This window comes from Pseudomonas laurylsulfatiphila, assembly GCF_002934665.1.
Taxonomy (GTDB): domain Bacteria; phylum Pseudomonadota; class Gammaproteobacteria; order Pseudomonadales; family Pseudomonadaceae; genus Aquipseudomonas; species Aquipseudomonas laurylsulfatiphila.
Window position 1 is genome coordinate 1 of the sequence record NZ_NIRS01000009.1, and the last position, 15,086, is coordinate 15,086.

11 protein-coding genes, 4 tRNA genes and 1 rRNA gene are annotated in these 15,086 nt (G+C 56.2%); all 16 read left to right on the plus strand.

Going from position 1 to position 15,086, the window contains the following annotated elements:
* Positions 1 to 110: ribosomal RNA gene (gene rrf / locus CD175_RS28020) — 5S ribosomal RNA — on the plus strand; the annotation flags it as partial.
* A 135-nt stretch (positions 111 to 245) separates the two neighbouring features.
* Positions 246 to 1,205, plus strand: a complete 960-nt coding sequence (gene birA / locus CD175_RS28025; RefSeq protein WP_104451271.1) for a bifunctional biotin--[acetyl-CoA-carboxylase] ligase/biotin operon repressor BirA — start codon at positions 246 to 248, stop codon at positions 1,203 to 1,205.
* The gene (locus CD175_RS28030) at positions 1,195 to 1,944 is read left to right on the plus strand and encodes a pantothenate kinase (protein ID WP_104451272.1); all 750 of its coding nucleotides are present in this window, start codon (positions 1,195 to 1,197) and stop codon (positions 1,942 to 1,944) included. Before birA ends, CD175_RS28030 begins: the two co-directional genes overlap by 11 nt.
* A 7-nt stretch (positions 1,945 to 1,951) precedes the next feature.
* Positions 1,952 to 2,389: a hypothetical protein gene (locus CD175_RS28035; protein WP_104451273.1), complete on the plus strand. Its 438-nt coding sequence runs from the start codon at positions 1,952 to 1,954 to the stop codon at positions 2,387 to 2,389.
* A 142-nt stretch (positions 2,390 to 2,531) separates the two neighbouring features.
* Positions 2,532 to 2,616, plus strand: a tRNA-Tyr gene (locus tag CD175_RS28040).
* Between the two features lie 24 nt (positions 2,617 to 2,640).
* Positions 2,641 to 2,714 (plus strand) — tRNA-Gly (locus CD175_RS28045).
* A gap of 26 nt (positions 2,715 to 2,740) precedes the next feature.
* Positions 2,741 to 2,816, plus strand: a tRNA-Thr gene (locus CD175_RS28050).
* Positions 2,817 to 2,989: 173 nt separating this feature from the next.
* Positions 2,990 to 3,065 (plus strand) — tRNA-Trp (locus CD175_RS28055).
* 45 nt (positions 3,066 to 3,110) lie between these two features.
* Complete coding sequence (secE, locus tag CD175_RS28060; RefSeq protein WP_007984402.1) at positions 3,111 to 3,479, plus strand: preprotein translocase subunit SecE; 369 nt, start codon at positions 3,111 to 3,113, stop codon at positions 3,477 to 3,479.
* Positions 3,480 to 3,488: 9 nt separating this feature from the next.
* A complete protein-coding gene (nusG, locus tag CD175_RS28065; protein ID WP_007984405.1) occupies positions 3,489 to 4,022 on the plus strand; it encodes a transcription termination/antitermination protein NusG in 534 nt (177 codons plus the stop codon).
* Positions 4,023 to 4,139: 117 nt separating this feature from the next.
* Positions 4,140 to 4,571: a 50S ribosomal protein L11 gene (gene rplK / locus CD175_RS28070; protein ID WP_007933726.1), complete on the plus strand. Its 432-nt coding sequence runs from the start codon at positions 4,140 to 4,142 to the stop codon at positions 4,569 to 4,571.
* A complete protein-coding gene (rplA, locus tag CD175_RS28075) occupies positions 4,571 to 5,266 on the plus strand; it encodes a 50S ribosomal protein L1 (RefSeq protein WP_003186095.1) in 696 nt (231 codons plus the stop codon). The genes rplK and rplA overlap by 1 nt, the downstream gene beginning before the upstream one ends.
* 199 nt (positions 5,267 to 5,465) lie before the next feature.
* Complete coding sequence (gene rplJ / locus CD175_RS28080) at positions 5,466 to 5,966, plus strand: 50S ribosomal protein L10 (RefSeq protein WP_007970413.1); 501 nt, start codon at positions 5,466 to 5,468, stop codon at positions 5,964 to 5,966.
* A gap of 75 nt (positions 5,967 to 6,041) precedes the next feature.
* Positions 6,042 to 6,407 carry a 50S ribosomal protein L7/L12 gene (rplL, locus tag CD175_RS28085; protein WP_007970414.1) on the plus strand — a complete coding sequence of 122 codons (366 nt, stop codon included), beginning with the start codon at positions 6,042 to 6,044 and terminating at the stop codon, positions 6,405 to 6,407.
* A 220-nt stretch (positions 6,408 to 6,627) separates the two neighbouring features.
* Positions 6,628 to 10,701: a DNA-directed RNA polymerase subunit beta gene (gene rpoB / locus CD175_RS28090; RefSeq protein WP_007970415.1), complete on the plus strand. Its 4,074-nt coding sequence runs from the start codon at positions 6,628 to 6,630 to the stop codon at positions 10,699 to 10,701.
* Positions 10,702 to 10,765: 64 nt separating this feature from the next.
* Positions 10,766 to 14,965: a DNA-directed RNA polymerase subunit beta' gene (gene rpoC, locus CD175_RS28095; protein ID WP_007970416.1), complete on the plus strand. Its 4,200-nt coding sequence runs from the start codon at positions 10,766 to 10,768 to the stop codon at positions 14,963 to 14,965.
* Positions 14,966 to 15,086: the final 121 nt, after the last annotated feature.

The window sequence follows — 15,086 nt, forward strand, 5'->3', positions numbered from 1 at the left end:
GACCATAGAGCGTTGGAACCACCTGATCCCATCCCGAACTCAGAAGTGAAACGATGCATCGCCGATGGTAGTGTGGGGTTTCCCCATGTGAGAGTAGGTCATCGTCAAGATTAAATTCCGAAACCCCAATTGCGAAAGCAGTTGGGGTTTTGTTTTTGTCCGCAGAAAAGTCACGGCAACTGGATTTCTATGCAATAGCTCGGCGCGTGGCTATCATGCGGGCCTCATTGTGAGGCGAGACCTGCATGCTGACGTTGTTAAAGCTTCTTAAAGATGGCCGATTCCATTCGGGTCAAGCATTGGGTGCTGCCCTGGGCGTCAGTCGTAGCGCCGTGTGGAAGCAGCTTCAGCATTTAGAAGCTGAGCTGGGATTGTCCATTCATAAAGTTCGTGGGCGCGGCTATCAATTGTCCGCGCCATTAGCGCTGCTCGATCCTTCCGAGATCAGTGCCCGGGCGATTTCCTGCGACTGGCCCGTCCAGGTTTACCACTCAATCGACTCCACGAACGCCGAGGCGCTGCGCGCTATAGAGCGGGGGCAGGCTGCGCCCTTTCTTGTGCTTTCGGAGCGGCAGACGGCCGGGCGCGGGCGACGGGGTCGCAAATGGGTCAGTCCCTTCGCTGAGAACGTCTATTACAGCCTGGTACTGCGTATTGATGGTGGGATGCGCCAGTTGGAGGGCTTGAGTCTCGTCGTTGGGCTCGCTGTTTTGCAGACGTTGCGTGAGCTGGGTATTGCGGCCGCTGGATTAAAGTGGCCCAACGATGTTCTGGTGGGTCAGAAAAAGATCGCTGGAATATTGCTCGAGCTGGTCGGTGACCCTGCTGATGTGTGCCACGTGGTTCTGGGGGTGGGAATCAATGTGAACATGCAGTCCGCTGACGAGGTGGACCAGCAATGGACATCCATGCGGCTCGAATCAGGCAAATTGTTTGATCGCAACCAATTGGTCGCCATTTTGGGGGAGATGCTGCAGCGATACCTGGCTCGTCACCAGGCAGGTGGTTTTTTGGCCATCCAGTCGGAGTGGGAGCAAAATCACCTGTGGCAGGGGCGAAGCGTGTCGTTGATTGCCGGTGTCAATCAAATTGATGGTGAGGTGCTTGGTATTGATGGCCAGGGTGCCCTGCGCCTGAAGGTGGATGGTGTGGAGAAAGTCTTCAGTGGTGGTGAATTGAGCCTGAGGTTGCGTGATGATTCTTGAGCTCGATTGTGGGAATAGTTTCATCAAGTGGCGCGTGCTTGCGGCGAATGCCGGGCAGTTGCTTGGTGAGGGGGTTGTCGATTCCAATCTCGCATTGCTTGAGGGATTGGGGGAGCTCAAAGGGCTTGCCCTCACGTTTTGCCGGCTGGTGAGCGTCAGGACTGCGGAAGAGACCGGTGCGCTGACGTCATTGCTGAAGGATACCTTTGGTGTGCCGATAGTGTGCGCAGCGCCTGCTCGCGAAATGTCAGGCGTGCGCAACGGTTATGAAGAGTTTGAGCGGCTGGGTCTGGATCGGTGGCTTGCAATGCTTGGAGGCTTTCATCTGGCTTCAGGCGCGTGCCTGGTGCTCGACTTCGGTACGGCCGTGACTGCGGACTTTATCGCTTCTGATGGAGAGCACCTGGGTGGTTTCATCTGTCCGGGTATGCCGTTGATGCGCAACCAGTTGCGTACCCATACGCGCAAAATTCGTTACGGAGATCTGGCGGCGGAGCAGGCTCTGGAAAGTCTTGTTCCGGGTCGTGCGACTGTCGAGGCTGTCGAGCGTGGTTGTTTGCTGATGTTGCGCGGCTTCGTAATGACTCAGCTCGAGTTGGCGCGAAGCTACTGGGGTGAGGACTTTGTCGTATTCCTCACCGGGGGGGATGCGAGCCTGGTTTCTGAGGTCGTGCCTCGGGCCAGGGTGGTTCCGGACTTGGTGTTTGTCGGATTGGCCATGGCCTGTCCCTTGTCCTGAGGTTTTTATGCGTTGGTTGTTTCTGCTGCTGCTTGTCCTCAATGGCTTTTACTACATCTGGCATCAACAAGAGGCTCCGCTGCGCGCGAAGGATGTCACGCCTTTGAGTCTGTATCGCGGGTCTCAGCAGGATATACGCCTGTTGAGCGAAGCGGGTGACGCCTCCAAAGACAAGGCTAAAGCTGTCTCGCCAGACAATGGCTGCCTTTATCTGGGGGGGTATACGCGTCAGGACGCCGCGCAGGCGGTTGAGCGTCGGTTGAGCGGGATGGAGGTCAAATACCAGTCCCTGCCCAGGGGCTCGGAAAGCGCAGGGTATTGGGTGCGTATTGCACCGGAAAGCCGGCGTTGGCTGGACGATCTGCAGCTGCAAAACCTTTCTAAAGAATTCAATGAGTTAAAACATAAAATAATGCCGTGCGAGGGGGTTGCACCCATCGAATAGTTTGCATAGAATGGCGCCCGCTCCACAGCGAACACCGGAAACGGTTAGCGATGTGAAGCGAGGTCAACGCAGCTAACCTCAAGATTTAATTGAGAAAATGCTTGACAGAAGGCTGGCATGATGTAGAATGCCGGCTCGCTTAGGAGGGGTTCCCGAGCGGCCAAAGGGATCAGACTGTAAATCTGACGTCTACGACTTCGAAGGTTCGAATCCTTCCCCCTCCACCATTTTTAGCGAGAGCTGTAAGCCTCGCGGGTATAGTTTAGTGGTAGAACCTCAGCCTTCCAAGCTGATGATGCGGGTTCGATTCCCGCTACCCGCTCCAAGTTTACGGGTTTTGCACAGTGTTACGCTCTTGTAGCTCAGTTGGTAGAGCACACCCTTGGTAAGGGTGAGGTCAGCGGTTCAAATCCGCTCAAGAGCTCCATATAACAAGGCAGATATGAAAATATCTGCCTTTGTTTTAGGTGGTTGTGGTTGCGCCTCGTTGTGTTTTCGAGGTTGCCGGTGTCGCAGATGCTGGTATTGCAGTCGGGATTGCCTGGTAAGTGTTGTAAAGTCTTTTTCGGGTCGGCATAATGGTCGGCCTGATTTTGTTTTAGGTCAGTAGCTCAATTGGCAGAGCGACGGTCTCCAAAACCGTAGGTTGGGGGTTCGATTCCCTCCTGACCTGCCAGATTCACCTGGTGTGTCTGGCTTTCTTTTCACAGGATCTTCATAGATGACTCCTAAAGCTGAAGCTCAAGGCTCTCGTTTCGACCTCCTCAAGTGGCTTGTAGTAGTCGCTCTGGTGGTTGTTGGCGTTGTTGGCAATCAGTACTTTTCTGCTTCGCCGATCCTGTACCGCGTACTCGCATTGCTTGCCATTGCTGCCGTAGCTGCCTTTGTAGGCCTGCAGACGGTCAAGGGTAAGTCTTTCTTTGTACTGGTTAAGGAAGCTCGCACCGAGATTCGTAAAGTCGTTTGGCCAACTCGCCAAGAAACCACGCAGACCACCCTGATTGTGGTGGCTGTTGTTCTGGTTATGGCGTTGCTGTTGTGGGGGCTTGATTCCCTGCTCGGCTGGCTTGTTTCCTTGATTGTCGGCTAAGGGTGTCCCGTGGCTAAGCGTTGGTATGTTGTGCATGCTTACTCCGGTTACGAGAAGCATGTAATGCGCTCGCTGATCGAGCGCGTAAAGCTGGCCGGTATGGAAGACGGCTTCGGCGAGATTCTGGTTCCCACTGAAGAAGTGGTTGAAATGCGCAATGGCCAGAAGCGCAAAAGCGAACGCAAATTCTTCCCTGGCTACGTGCTGGTGCAGATGGATATGAATGAGGGTACTTGGCACTTGGTCAAGGATACTCCTCGGGTGATGGGTTTCATTGGCGGTACCGCCGACAAGCCTGCACCGATCACCGATAAGGAAGCAGAAGCGATTCTGCGCCGCGTTGCTGACGGTAGCGACAAGCCGAAGCCGAAGACGTTGTTCGAGCCGGGCGAGTCGGTACGTGTCAATGACGGTCCATTCGCGGACTTTACCGGTGTTGTTGAAGAAGTTAACTACGAAAAGAGCCGGATTCAGGTCGCAGTGCTCATTTTCGGTCGCTCTACTCCGGTGGAGCTCGAGTTCAGCCAGGTCGAAAAGGTCTAGCTGAGCAACAATCCCAACCCCGCAGCCGTAGGCTGTGGGGTTTTGTCGTCACTGGGATAAACGCGCAAGTAACCGGGGAGCCTCTCGAGGCGTTCGAACCCGTAATTGGAGTGCCTCATGGCCAAGAAGATTACCGCTTACATCAAGCTGCAAGTGAAGGCCGCTCAGGCTAACCCAAGCCCACCTGTTGGTCCTGCTCTGGGTCAGCACGGCGTGAACATCATGGAATTCTGCAAGGCTTTCAACGCCCGTACCCAGGGTCTTGAGCCAGGTCTGCCGACTCCAGTGATCATCACTGTCTACAGCGACCGTAGCTTCACTTTCGAAACCAAATCCACCCCTGCTTCGGTTCTGCTGAAGAAGGCGGCCGGTCTGACCAGCGGTTCCGCTCGTCCGAACACCGTTAAGGTTGGCACCGTAACTCGTGCTCAGCTGGAAGAAATCGCGAAAACCAAAAACGCGGATCTGACTGCAGCTGATATGGAAGCAGCCGTGCGTACCATCGCCGGTTCTGCTCGTAGCATGGGCCTTAACGTGGAGGGTGTGTAATGGCTAAGCTGACCAAGCGTCAAAAGGCTATCGCCGGCAAAATCGAAGCAGGCAAGGCCTACAACTTTGTAGACGCTGCTGCCCTGCTGGCCGAGCTGTCGACTGTCAAGTTCAGCGAGTCGTTCGACGTAGCTGTAAACCTGGGTGTTGACCCGCGTAAATCCGACCAGGTCGTTCGTAGCGCTACCGTGCTGCCACACGGCACTGGCAAGACCGTTCGCGTTGCTGTGTTCACCCAGGGTCCAGCTGCTGAAGCCGCTCTGGCTGCCGGCGCTGACCGTGTAGGCATGGACGACCTGGCTGCCGAAATGAAAGGCGGCGACCTGAACTATGACGTAGTGATCGCATCCCCGGATGCAATGCGCGTTGTAGGTCAGTTGGGTCAGATCCTCGGTCCACGTGGCCTGATGCCTAACCCTAAAGTCGGCACCGTGACTCCAGACGTAGCTACCGCGGTTAAAAACGCCAAGGCTGGTCAGGTTCGTTATCGCACCGACAAAAACGGCATCATCCACACTTCCGTTGGCAAGATCGGCTTCGACGCCGTCAAGCTGAAGGAAAACGTTGAAGCCCTGATCGCTGATCTGAAGCGTATCAAGCCAGCTTCCTCGAAAGGCATCTACGTCAAGCGCGTTACCCTGAGCACCACTATGGGCCCAGGTCTGGTTATCGACCAGAGCTCGCTCGACGCGTAAGACACAAATTGGCGCAAGCGATTGCGCCAATTGAAAAAATTGGGGTCCCTGCCTGGCGGGGGCTATCCAAGACCGTAGGCGACGCAAGTCTTAAACCACAAGCCTACGCAGATGGTGCTCCCGGTTCCTTACCGAATCAGACACCAAAACGACATCCGGTTTCGACCAGATGAAACGGTAACAAGCAGGAGTTAAACCCGTGGCAATTAAACTCGAAGACAAGAAGGCCATCGTCGCTGAAGTCAACGAGGCTGCCAAAGTCGCTCTGTCCGCTGTCGTGGCTGATGCCCGTGGCGTAACAGTAGGCGCGATGACCGGACTCCGTAAAGAGGCTCGTGAAGCTGGCGTTTACGTACGTGTTGTACGTAACACCCTGCTCAAGCGCGCTGTTGCTGACACTGAATTCAGTGTCCTCAACGACGTGTTCACCGGCCCTACCCTGATTGCGTTCTCCAAGGAACATCCAGGCGCTGCTGCCCGGATCTTCAAGGAATTCGCAAAGGGTCAGGACAAGTTCGAGATCAAGGCAGCTGCGTTCGAGGGCAAGTTCCTCGCAGCTAACCAAATCGACGTACTGGCAACTCTGCCGACCCGTGACGAAGCAATTTCTCAGCTGATGAGCGTGATTCAAGGCGCTACCAGCAAATTGGCTCGTACTCTGGCGGCAATTCGCGACCAGAAAGAAGCTGCTGCAGCCTAAGGCTCGTCAACTTCTCGCGTTTTTTGTTTTTTTCGATGGTCGCGTAGGCCGTCCCCAATATCAGGAATTAGATTCATGTCTATCTCTCAGAACGATATCCTTGAAGCAGTTGGCAACATGTCCGTAATGGAAGTTGTTGAGCTGATCAAAGCTTTCGAAGAAAAATTCGGTGTTACCGCTGCTGCTGCATCGGCTGGTCCAGCTGTTGCTGCTGCCGTTGCTGAAGAGCAAACCGAATTCAACGTCATGCTGACCGAAGCTGGCGAGAAGAAAGTTAACGTGATCAAGGCTGTACGTGAACTGACCGGTCTGGGCTTGAAAGAAGCCAAGGCTGTAGTTGACGGCGCACCTGCCATGGTTCTGGAAGCTGTTGCCAAAGACGCAGCTGACAAAGCCAAAGCAGCTCTGGAAGAAGCAGGCGCTAAAGTCGAGCTGAAGTAAGCATCGACTTTGCTCCTCCAGCCCGAGCGTTAAGCGACAGGCTGATGGCTGGTGGCTCTTGCCACCGGCCTTTTTCCGTTATTGGCAGCCGACTGGGTCGGTGCCGATAACGTGCTGTAACCACCCGATGCGGTGGCGCAAACCATGGGGTTTGCACGATTTTCTGGCTGCTCCCGTCGGGAGGGGCCAAACAAGCAGGTGACCAAGCTGGGGAACGCTGATGGCTTACTCATATACTGAGAAAAAACGTATCCGCAAGGACTTTAGCAAGTTGCCGGACGTCATGGATGTGCCGTACCTCCTGGCCATCCAGCTGGATTCGTATCGTGAATTCTTGCAAGCGGGAGCGACTAAAGATCAGTTCCGCGACGTGGGCCTGCATGCGGCCTTCAAATCCGTTTTCCCGATCATCAGCTACTCCGGCAATGCTGCGCTGGAGTACGTCGGATATCGTCTGGGCGAACCGGCATTTGATGTCAAAGAATGCGTATTGCGCGGTGTAACTTACGCCGTACCTTTGCGGGTAAAAGTGCGCCTGATCATTTTCGACAAAGAATCGTCGAACAAAGCGATCAAGGACATCAAAGAGCAAGAAGTCTACATGGGTGAAATTCCCCTGATGACTGAAAACGGTACCTTCGTAATCAACGGTACCGAGCGTGTAATCGTTTCCCAGCTGCACCGTTCCCCGGGCGTGTTCTTCGACCACGACCGTGGCAAGACGCACAGCTCCGGTAAACTGCTGTACTCCGCGCGCATCATTCCTTACCGCGGTTCGTGGCTGGACTTCGAGTTCGACCCGAAAGACTGCGTATTCGTGCGTATCGACCGTCGTCGCAAGCTGCCTGCATCGGTACTGCTGCGCGCGCTCGGCTATACCACCGAAGAAGTGCTGGACGCGTTCTACACCACCAACGTATTCCACGTGAAGGGCGAGACCCTGAGCCTGGAGCTGGTGCCTCAGCGCCTGCGCGGTGAAATCGCTGTCCTCGATATTCAGGATGACAAAGGCAAGGTTATTGTCGAGCAGGGTCGTCGTATCACCGCTCGCCACATCAACCAGCTGGAAAAAGCCGGTATCAAAGAGCTGGATGTGCCTCTGGACTACGTCCTGGGTCGCACAACCGCCAAGGTCATCGTGCATCCGGCAACCGGCGAAATCCTGGCAGAGTGCAACACCGAGCTGAACACCGAGATCCTGGCAAAAATCGCCAAGGCCGGCGTTGTTCGCATCGAAACTCTGTACACCAACGATATCGACTGCGGTCCGTTCGTCTCCGACACCTTGAAGATCGACTCCACCAGCAACCAACTGGAAGCGCTGGTCGAGATCTATCGCATGATGCGTCCTGGCGAGCCGCCAACCAAAGACGCTGCCGAGACCCTGTTCAACAACCTGTTCTTCAGCCCTGAGCGTTATGACCTGTCTGCGGTCGGCCGGATGAAGTTCAACCGTCGTATCGGTCGCACCGAGATCGAAGGTTCGGGCGTGCTGTGCAAGGAAGACATCGTCGCGGTACTGAAGACCCTGGTCGACATCCGTAACGGTAAAGGCATCGTCGATGACATCGACCACCTGGGTAACCGTCGTGTTCGCTGCGTAGGCGAAATGGCCGAGAACCAGTTCCGCGTTGGCCTGGTACGTGTTGAGCGTGCGGTCAAAGAGCGTCTGTCGATGGCTGAAAGCGAAGGCCTGATGCCGCAAGACCTGATCAACGCCAAGCCAGTGGCTGCGGCGGTGAAAGAGTTCTTCGGTTCCAGCCAGCTGTCCCAGTTCATGGACCAGAACAACCCGCTGTCCGAGATCACCCACAAGCGCCGTGTTTCTGCACTCGGCCCTGGCGGTCTGACGCGTGAGCGTGCCGGCTTTGAAGTTCGTGACGTACACCCGACTCACTACGGTCGTGTATGCCCGATCGAAACGCCGGAAGGTCCGAACATCGGTCTGATCAACTCCCTGGCCGCTTATGCGCGCACCAACCAGTACGGCTTCCTCGAGAGCCCGTACCGCGTGGTGAAAGACGCTCTGGTCACCGACGAGATCGTGTTCCTGTCCGCCATCGAAGAAGCTGATCACGTGATCGCTCAGGCTTCGGCCACGATGAACGACAAGAAAGTCCTGATCGACGAGCTGGTAGCTGTTCGTCACTTGAACGAATTCACCGTCAAGGCGCCGGAAGACGTCACCTTGATGGACGTATCGCCGAAGCAGGTAGTTTCGGTCGCTGCGTCGCTGATTCCGTTCCTCGAGCACGACGACGCCAACCGTGCGTTGATGGGTTCGAACATGCAGCGTCAAGCTGTACCGACCCTGCGCGCTGACAAGCCGCTGGTAGGTACCGGCATGGAGCGTAACGTAGCCCGTGACTCCGGCGTTTGCGTCGTGGCTCGTCGTGGCGGCGTGATCGACTCCGTCGACGCCAGCCGTATCGTGGTTCGTGTTGCCGATGACGAAGTAGAAACCGGTGAAGCCGGTGTCGACATCTACAACCTGACCAAATACACCCGCTCCAACCAGAACACCTGCATCAACCAGCGTCCGCTGGTGCGTAAAGGTGATCGGGTTCAGCGTAGCGACATCATGGCCGACGGTCCGTCCACCGACATGGGTGAACTGGCTCTGGGTCAGAACATGCGCATCGCGTTCATGGCATGGAACGGCTTCAACTTCGAAGACTCCATCTGCCTGTCCGAGCGTGTTGTTCAGGAAGACCGTTTCACCACGATCCACATTCAGGAACTGACCTGTGTGGCCCGTGACACCAAGCTTGGCCCAGAGGAAATCACTGCCGACATCCCGAACGTGGGTGAAGCGGCTCTGAACAAACTGGACGAAGCCGGTATCGTTTACGTAGGTGCTGAAGTTGGCGCAGGCGACATCCTGGTCGGTAAAGTCACTCCGAAAGGCGAGACCCAACTGACTCCGGAAGAAAAACTGCTGCGTGCGATCTTCGGTGAAAAAGCCAGCGACGTTAAAGACACTTCCCTGCGTGTACCTACCGGTACCAAAGGTACTGTTATCGACGTACAGGTCTTCACCCGCGACGGCGTTGAGCGTGATGCTCGTGCCCTGTCGATCGAGAAGTCCCAGCTGGACGAGATCCGCAAGGACCTGAACGAAGAGTTCCGTATCGTTGAAGGTGCTACTTTCGAACGTCTGCGTTCCGCTCTGGTCGGCCACAAAGCCGAAGGCGGCGCCGGTCTGAAGAAAGGCCAGGACATCACCGACGAAGTTCTCGACGGTCTTGAGCATGGCCAGTGGTTCAAACTGCGCATGGCTGAAGATGCTCTGAACGAGCAGCTCGAGAAGGCTCAGGCCTACATCGTTGATCGTCGCCGTCTGCTGGACGACAAGTTCGAAGACAAGAAGCGCAAACTGCAGCAAGGCGATGACCTGGCTCCAGGCGTGCTGAAAATCGTCAAGGTCTACCTGGCAATCCGTCGTCGCATCCAGCCGGGCGACAAGATGGCCGGTCGTCACGGTAACAAGGGTGTGGTCTCCGTGATCATGCCGGTTGAAGACATGCCGCACGATGCCAATGGCACCCCGGTCGACGTCGTCCTCAACCCGTTGGGCGTACCTTCGCGTATGAACGTTGGTCAGATCCTTGAAACCCACCTGGGCCTCGCGGCCAAAGGTCTGGGCGAGAAGATCAACCGTATGATTGAAGAGCAGCGCAAGGTCGCCGAGCTGCGTAAGTTCCTGCACGAGATCTATAACGAGATCGGCGGTCGTCAGGAAAGCCTCGATGACTTCTCGGATCAGGAAATCCTGGATCTGGCTCAAAACCTGCGTGGCGGCGTTCCAATGGCCACTCCAGTGTTCGACGGCGCCAAGGAAAGCGAAATCAAGGCCATGCTGAAACTGGCGGACCTGCCAGAAAGCGGCCAGATGCAGCTGACCGACGGCCGTACCGGCAACAAGTTCGAGCGCCCGGTTACCGTTGGCTACATGTACATGCTGAAGCTGAACCACTTGGTAGACGACAAGATGCACGCGCGTTCTACCGGTTCGTACAGCCTGGTTACCCAGCAGCCGCTGGGTGGTAAGGCGCAGTTCGGTGGTCAGCGTTTCGGGGAGATGGAGGTCTGGGCACTGGAAGCATACGGTGCCGCTTACACTCTGCAAGAAATGCTCACAGTGAAGTCGGACGATGTGAACGGCCGTACCAAGATGTACAAAAACATCGTGGATGGCGATCACCGTATGGAGCCGGGCATGCCCGAGTCCTTCAACGTGTTGATCAAGGAAATTCGTTCCCTCGGCATCGATATCGATCTGGAAACCGAATAACACGTGACGCGAATCGAGAGCGGGGCAGGATTGCCCGCTCTCTGCTCCGCCAGGAGGAAAGGCCTTGAAAGACCTACTGAATTTGCTGAAAAACCAGGGTCAAGTCGAAGAGTTCGACGCCATCCGTATCGGATTGGCATCGCCTGAGATGATCCGTTCGTGGTCGTTCGGTGAAGTTAAAAAGCCGGAAACCATCAACTACCGTACGTTCAAACCTGAGCGTGACGGTCTGTTCTGCGCCAAGATCTTTGGCCCGGTAAAGGATTACGAGTGCCTGTGCGGTAAGTACAAGCGCTTGAAGCACCGCGGTGTGATCTGCGAGAAGTGCGGCGTTGAAGTCGCGCTGGCAAAAGTTCGTCGTGAGCGCATGGCGCACATCGAACTGGCCTCGCCGGTTGCCCACATCTGGTTCCTGAAATCGCTGCCGTCCCGTATCGGCTTGCTGATGGACATGACCCTGCGTGATATCGAACGCGTTCTCTACTTCGAGAGCTACGTCGTTATCGATCCAGGCATGACCACCCTTGAAAAAGGTCAGCTGCTGAACGACGAGCAGTACTTCGAAGCGCTGGAAGAGTTCGGCGACGATTTCGATGCCCGCATGGGTGCCGAAGCTGTCCGCGAACTGCTGCACGCTATCGACCTGGAGCACGAGATTGGCCGCCTGCGTGAAGAAATTCCGCAAACCAACTCGGAAACCAAGATCAAGAAGCTGTCCAAGCGTCTGAAGTTGATGGAAGCCTTCCAGGGTTCCGGCAACCTGCCAGAGTGGATGGTGCTGACCGTTCTGCCGGTTCTGCCGCCAGATCTGCGTCCACTGGTCCCGCTGGATGGCGGTCGTTTCGCGACTTCCGACCTCAACGATCTGTATCGTCGAGTGATCAACCGTAACAACCGTTTGAAGCGCCTGCTGGATCTGTCCGCTCCGGACATCATCGTGCGCAACGAAAAGCGTATGTTGCAGGAAGCCGTCGACGCACTGCTCGACAACGGTCGTCGTGGCCGCGCTATCACAGGTTCCAACAAGCGTCCTCTGAAATCCCTGGCTGACATGATCAAGGGTAAGCAGGGTCGTTTCCGTCAGAACTTGCTCGGTAAGCGTGTTGACTACTCCGGCCGTTCGGTAATTACCGTAGGTCCGACCCTGCGTCTGCACCAGTGCGGTCTGCCGAAGAAGATGGCTCTCGAGCTGTTCAAGCCGTTCATTTTCGGCAAGCTGGAAATGCGTGGCCTCGCGACCACCATCAAGGCTGCCAAGAAGATGGTCGAGCGCGAGCTGCCGGAAGTTTGGGACGTTCTCGCTGAAGTGATTCGCGAACACCCGGTTCTTCTCAACCGTGCACCGACCCTTCACCGTCTGGGTATCCAGGCGTTTGAACCGGTACTGATCGAAGGTAAGGCTATCCAGCTGCACCCGCTGGTCTGCGCCGCGTACAACGCCGACTTCGACGGCGACCAAATGGCCGTGCACGTACCGCTGACGCTGGAAGCCCAGCTGGAAGCGCGTGCGTTGATGATGTCGACCAACAACATTCTGTCGCCAGCCAACGGTGAGCCAATCATCGTTCCGTCGCAGGACGTTGTATTGGGTCTGTACTACATGACGCGTGAAGCGATCAACGCCAAGGGCGAAGGTCGTGTGTTCGCGGATCTGCAGGAAGTTGACCGTGTGTTCCGTGCCGGCGAAGCCGCACTGCACGCCAAGGTCAAAGTCCGGATCAACGAAACCGTCAACGACCGTGACGGCGGCAGCGTGACCAACACCCGTATCGTCGACACCACTGTCGGCCGTGCGCTGTTGTTCCAGGTTGTGCCAAAAGGTCTGTCGTACGACGTCGTCAACCTGCCGATGAAGAAAAAGGCGATCTCCAAGCTGATCAACCAGTGCTACCGCGTGGTTGGTCTGAAAGAGACCGTTATCTTCGCTGACCAGTTGATGTACACCGGTTTTGCCTATTCGACCATCTCCGGCGTTTCCATCGGTGTTAACGACTTCGTTATCCCGGATGAAAAAGCCCGCATCATCGGTGCAGCCACCGACGAAGTGAAAGAGATCGAGAGCCAGTACGCCTCCGGCCTGGTAACCCAGGGCGAGAAGTACAACAAAGTGATCGACCTTTGGTCCAAGGCGAACGACGAAGTTTCCAAGGCGATGATGGCCAACCTCTCGAAAGAGAAAGTCATCGACCGTCATGGCGTCGAAGTCGACCAGGAATCGTTCAACTCGATGTACATGATGGCCGACTCGGGTGCGCGGGGTTCCGCAGCACAGATTCGTCAGCTCGCCGGTATGCGTGGCCTGATGGCCAAGCCGGACGGTTCCATCATTGAAACGCCGATTACTGCGAACTTCCGTGAAGGTTTGAGCGTACTTCAGTACTTCATCTCCACTCACGGTGCTCGTAAAGGTCTGGCGGATACCGCGTTGAAAACGGCGAACTCGGGTTACCTGACTCGTCGTCTGGTAGACGTGGCGCAGGATCTGGTTGTAACCGAGATCGATTGCGGCACCGAGCACGGTCTGCTGATGACTCCGCACATTGAAGGCGGTGACGTTGTAGAGCCGTTGGGTGAGCGCGTATTGGGTCGTGTTATTGCCCGTGACGTATTCAAGCCGGGTACCGAGGACGTCATCGTTCCTGCTGGCACCCTGGTAGACGAGAAGTGGGTCGAGTTCATCGAGCTGAACAGCATCGACGAAGTGATCGTGCGTTCGCCGATCAGCTGCGAAACCCGCTACGGCATTTGCGCCAAGTGCTACGGCCGTGACCTGGCTCGTGGTCACCAGGTGAACATCGGTGAAGCGGTCGGCGTTATCGCTGCCCAGTCCATCGGTGAGCCGGGTACACAGCTGACGATGCGTACGTTCCACATCGGTGGTGCGGCAAGCCGGACCTCCGCAGCCGACAGCGTTCAGGTGAAGAATGGCGGTACCGTCCGTCTGCATAACCTGAAGCACGTTGAGCGAGTGGACGGTCACCTGGTTGCCGTGTCCCGTTCCGGTGAGCTGGCCATCGCTGATGACTTCGGTCGTGAGCGTGAGCGTTACAAGCTGCCGTACGGTGCAGTGATTTCGGTTAAAGAAGGTGACAAGGTCGACGCTGGCGCCATCGTGGCCAAGTGGGATCCGCATACTCACCCGATCGTTACCGAAATGAAAGGTACCGTGACCTACGTGGGCATGGAAGAAGGCATCACGATCAAGCGTCAGACTGACGAATTGACCGGTATGACCAACATTGAAGTACTTGACGCGAAAGATCGTCCAGCTGCCGGTAAGGACATCCGTCCAGCCGTTAAGATGGTCGACGACAACGGCAAGGATCTGTTGCTGCCAGGCACTGACGTTATCGCTCAGTACTTCCTGCCAGCCAACGCCTTGGTCGGTGTAGCGGACGGTGCGAAGATTGCGATCGGTGATGTTATCGCTCGTATTCCGCAAGAAACTTCGAAGACCCGTGACATCACCGGTGGTCTGCCGCGTGTTGCCGACCTGTTCGAAGCCCGTCGTCCGAAAGAAGCGTCGATTCTGGCTGAAGTCAGCGGCACCATCGCGTTCGGTAAAGAGACCAAGGGCAAGCGCCGTCTGGTCATTACCCCGAACGACGGTAGCGATCCGTACGAAGAGCTGATTCCGAAGTGGCGTCACCTGAACGTGTTCGAAGGCGAACAGGTAAACCGCGGCGAAGTTATCTCCGACGGTCCGAGCGATCCACACGACATCCTGCGTCTGCTGGGTGTGAGTGCGCTGGCCAAGTACATCGTTAACGAGATCCAGGACGTTTACCGTCTGCAAGGCGTGAAGATCAACGACAAGCACATCGAGACCATCCTGCGTCAGATGCTGCGTAAAGTTGAAATCGCTGAATCCGGCGATTCCAGTTTCATCAAGGGCGACCAGATGGAACTGACTCACGTACTGGTTGAGAACGAGCGCCTGGCGACTGAAGACAAGTTTGTCTCCAAGTTCACTCGTGTACTGCTGGGTATCACCAAGGCGTCGTTGTCCACCGAATCGTTCATCTCGGCGGCTTCCTTCCAGGAAACCACCCGCGTACTGACCGAAGCGGCGGTAACCGGCAAGCGCGATTACCTGCGCGGCCTGAAAGAAAACGTGGTCGTGGGTCGTCTGATCCCGGCAGGTACCGGTCTGGCTTATCACAGCGAGCGTAAGCGTCGCCGTGATGCAGACAAACCGTTGCGCGTAAGCGCCAGTGAAGTGGAAGCTGCACTGACCGAAGCGCTGAACTCGAGCGGTAACTGAGTTCTGCGGTAAATGAGTGTGAGGCCCTGGTCACTCCGTTCATCGAATCGAGACAAATTGTCGAGATTGGATGAGCGGGGAGGGCGGGGCCTTGCCTTGACTGGGGACAAGATCCTCTTTA

Excerpts from the sequence above, each read along its gene's own strand:
- birA (WP_104451271.1), top strand. The coding sequence starts at position 246 with ATGCTGACGTTGTTAAAGCTTCTTAAAGATGGCCGATTCCATTCGGGT.
- CD175_RS28030 (WP_104451272.1), top strand. The coding sequence starts at position 1,195 with ATGATTCTTGAGCTCGATTGTGGGAATAGTTTCATCAAGTGGCGCGTG.
- CD175_RS28035 (WP_104451273.1), top strand. The coding sequence starts at position 1,952 with ATGCGTTGGTTGTTTCTGCTGCTGCTTGTCCTCAATGGCTTTTACTAC.
- secE (WP_007984402.1), top strand. The coding sequence starts at position 3,111 with ATGACTCCTAAAGCTGAAGCTCAAGGCTCTCGTTTCGACCTCCTCAAG.
- rplK (WP_007933726.1), top strand. The coding sequence starts at position 4,140 with ATGGCCAAGAAGATTACCGCTTACATCAAGCTGCAAGTGAAGGCCGCT.
- rplA (WP_003186095.1), top strand. The coding sequence starts at position 4,571 with ATGGCTAAGCTGACCAAGCGTCAAAAGGCTATCGCCGGCAAAATCGAA.
- rplL (WP_007970414.1), top strand. The coding sequence starts at position 6,042 with ATGTCTATCTCTCAGAACGATATCCTTGAAGCAGTTGGCAACATGTCC.
- rpoB (WP_007970415.1), top strand. The coding sequence starts at position 6,628 with ATGGCTTACTCATATACTGAGAAAAAACGTATCCGCAAGGACTTTAGC.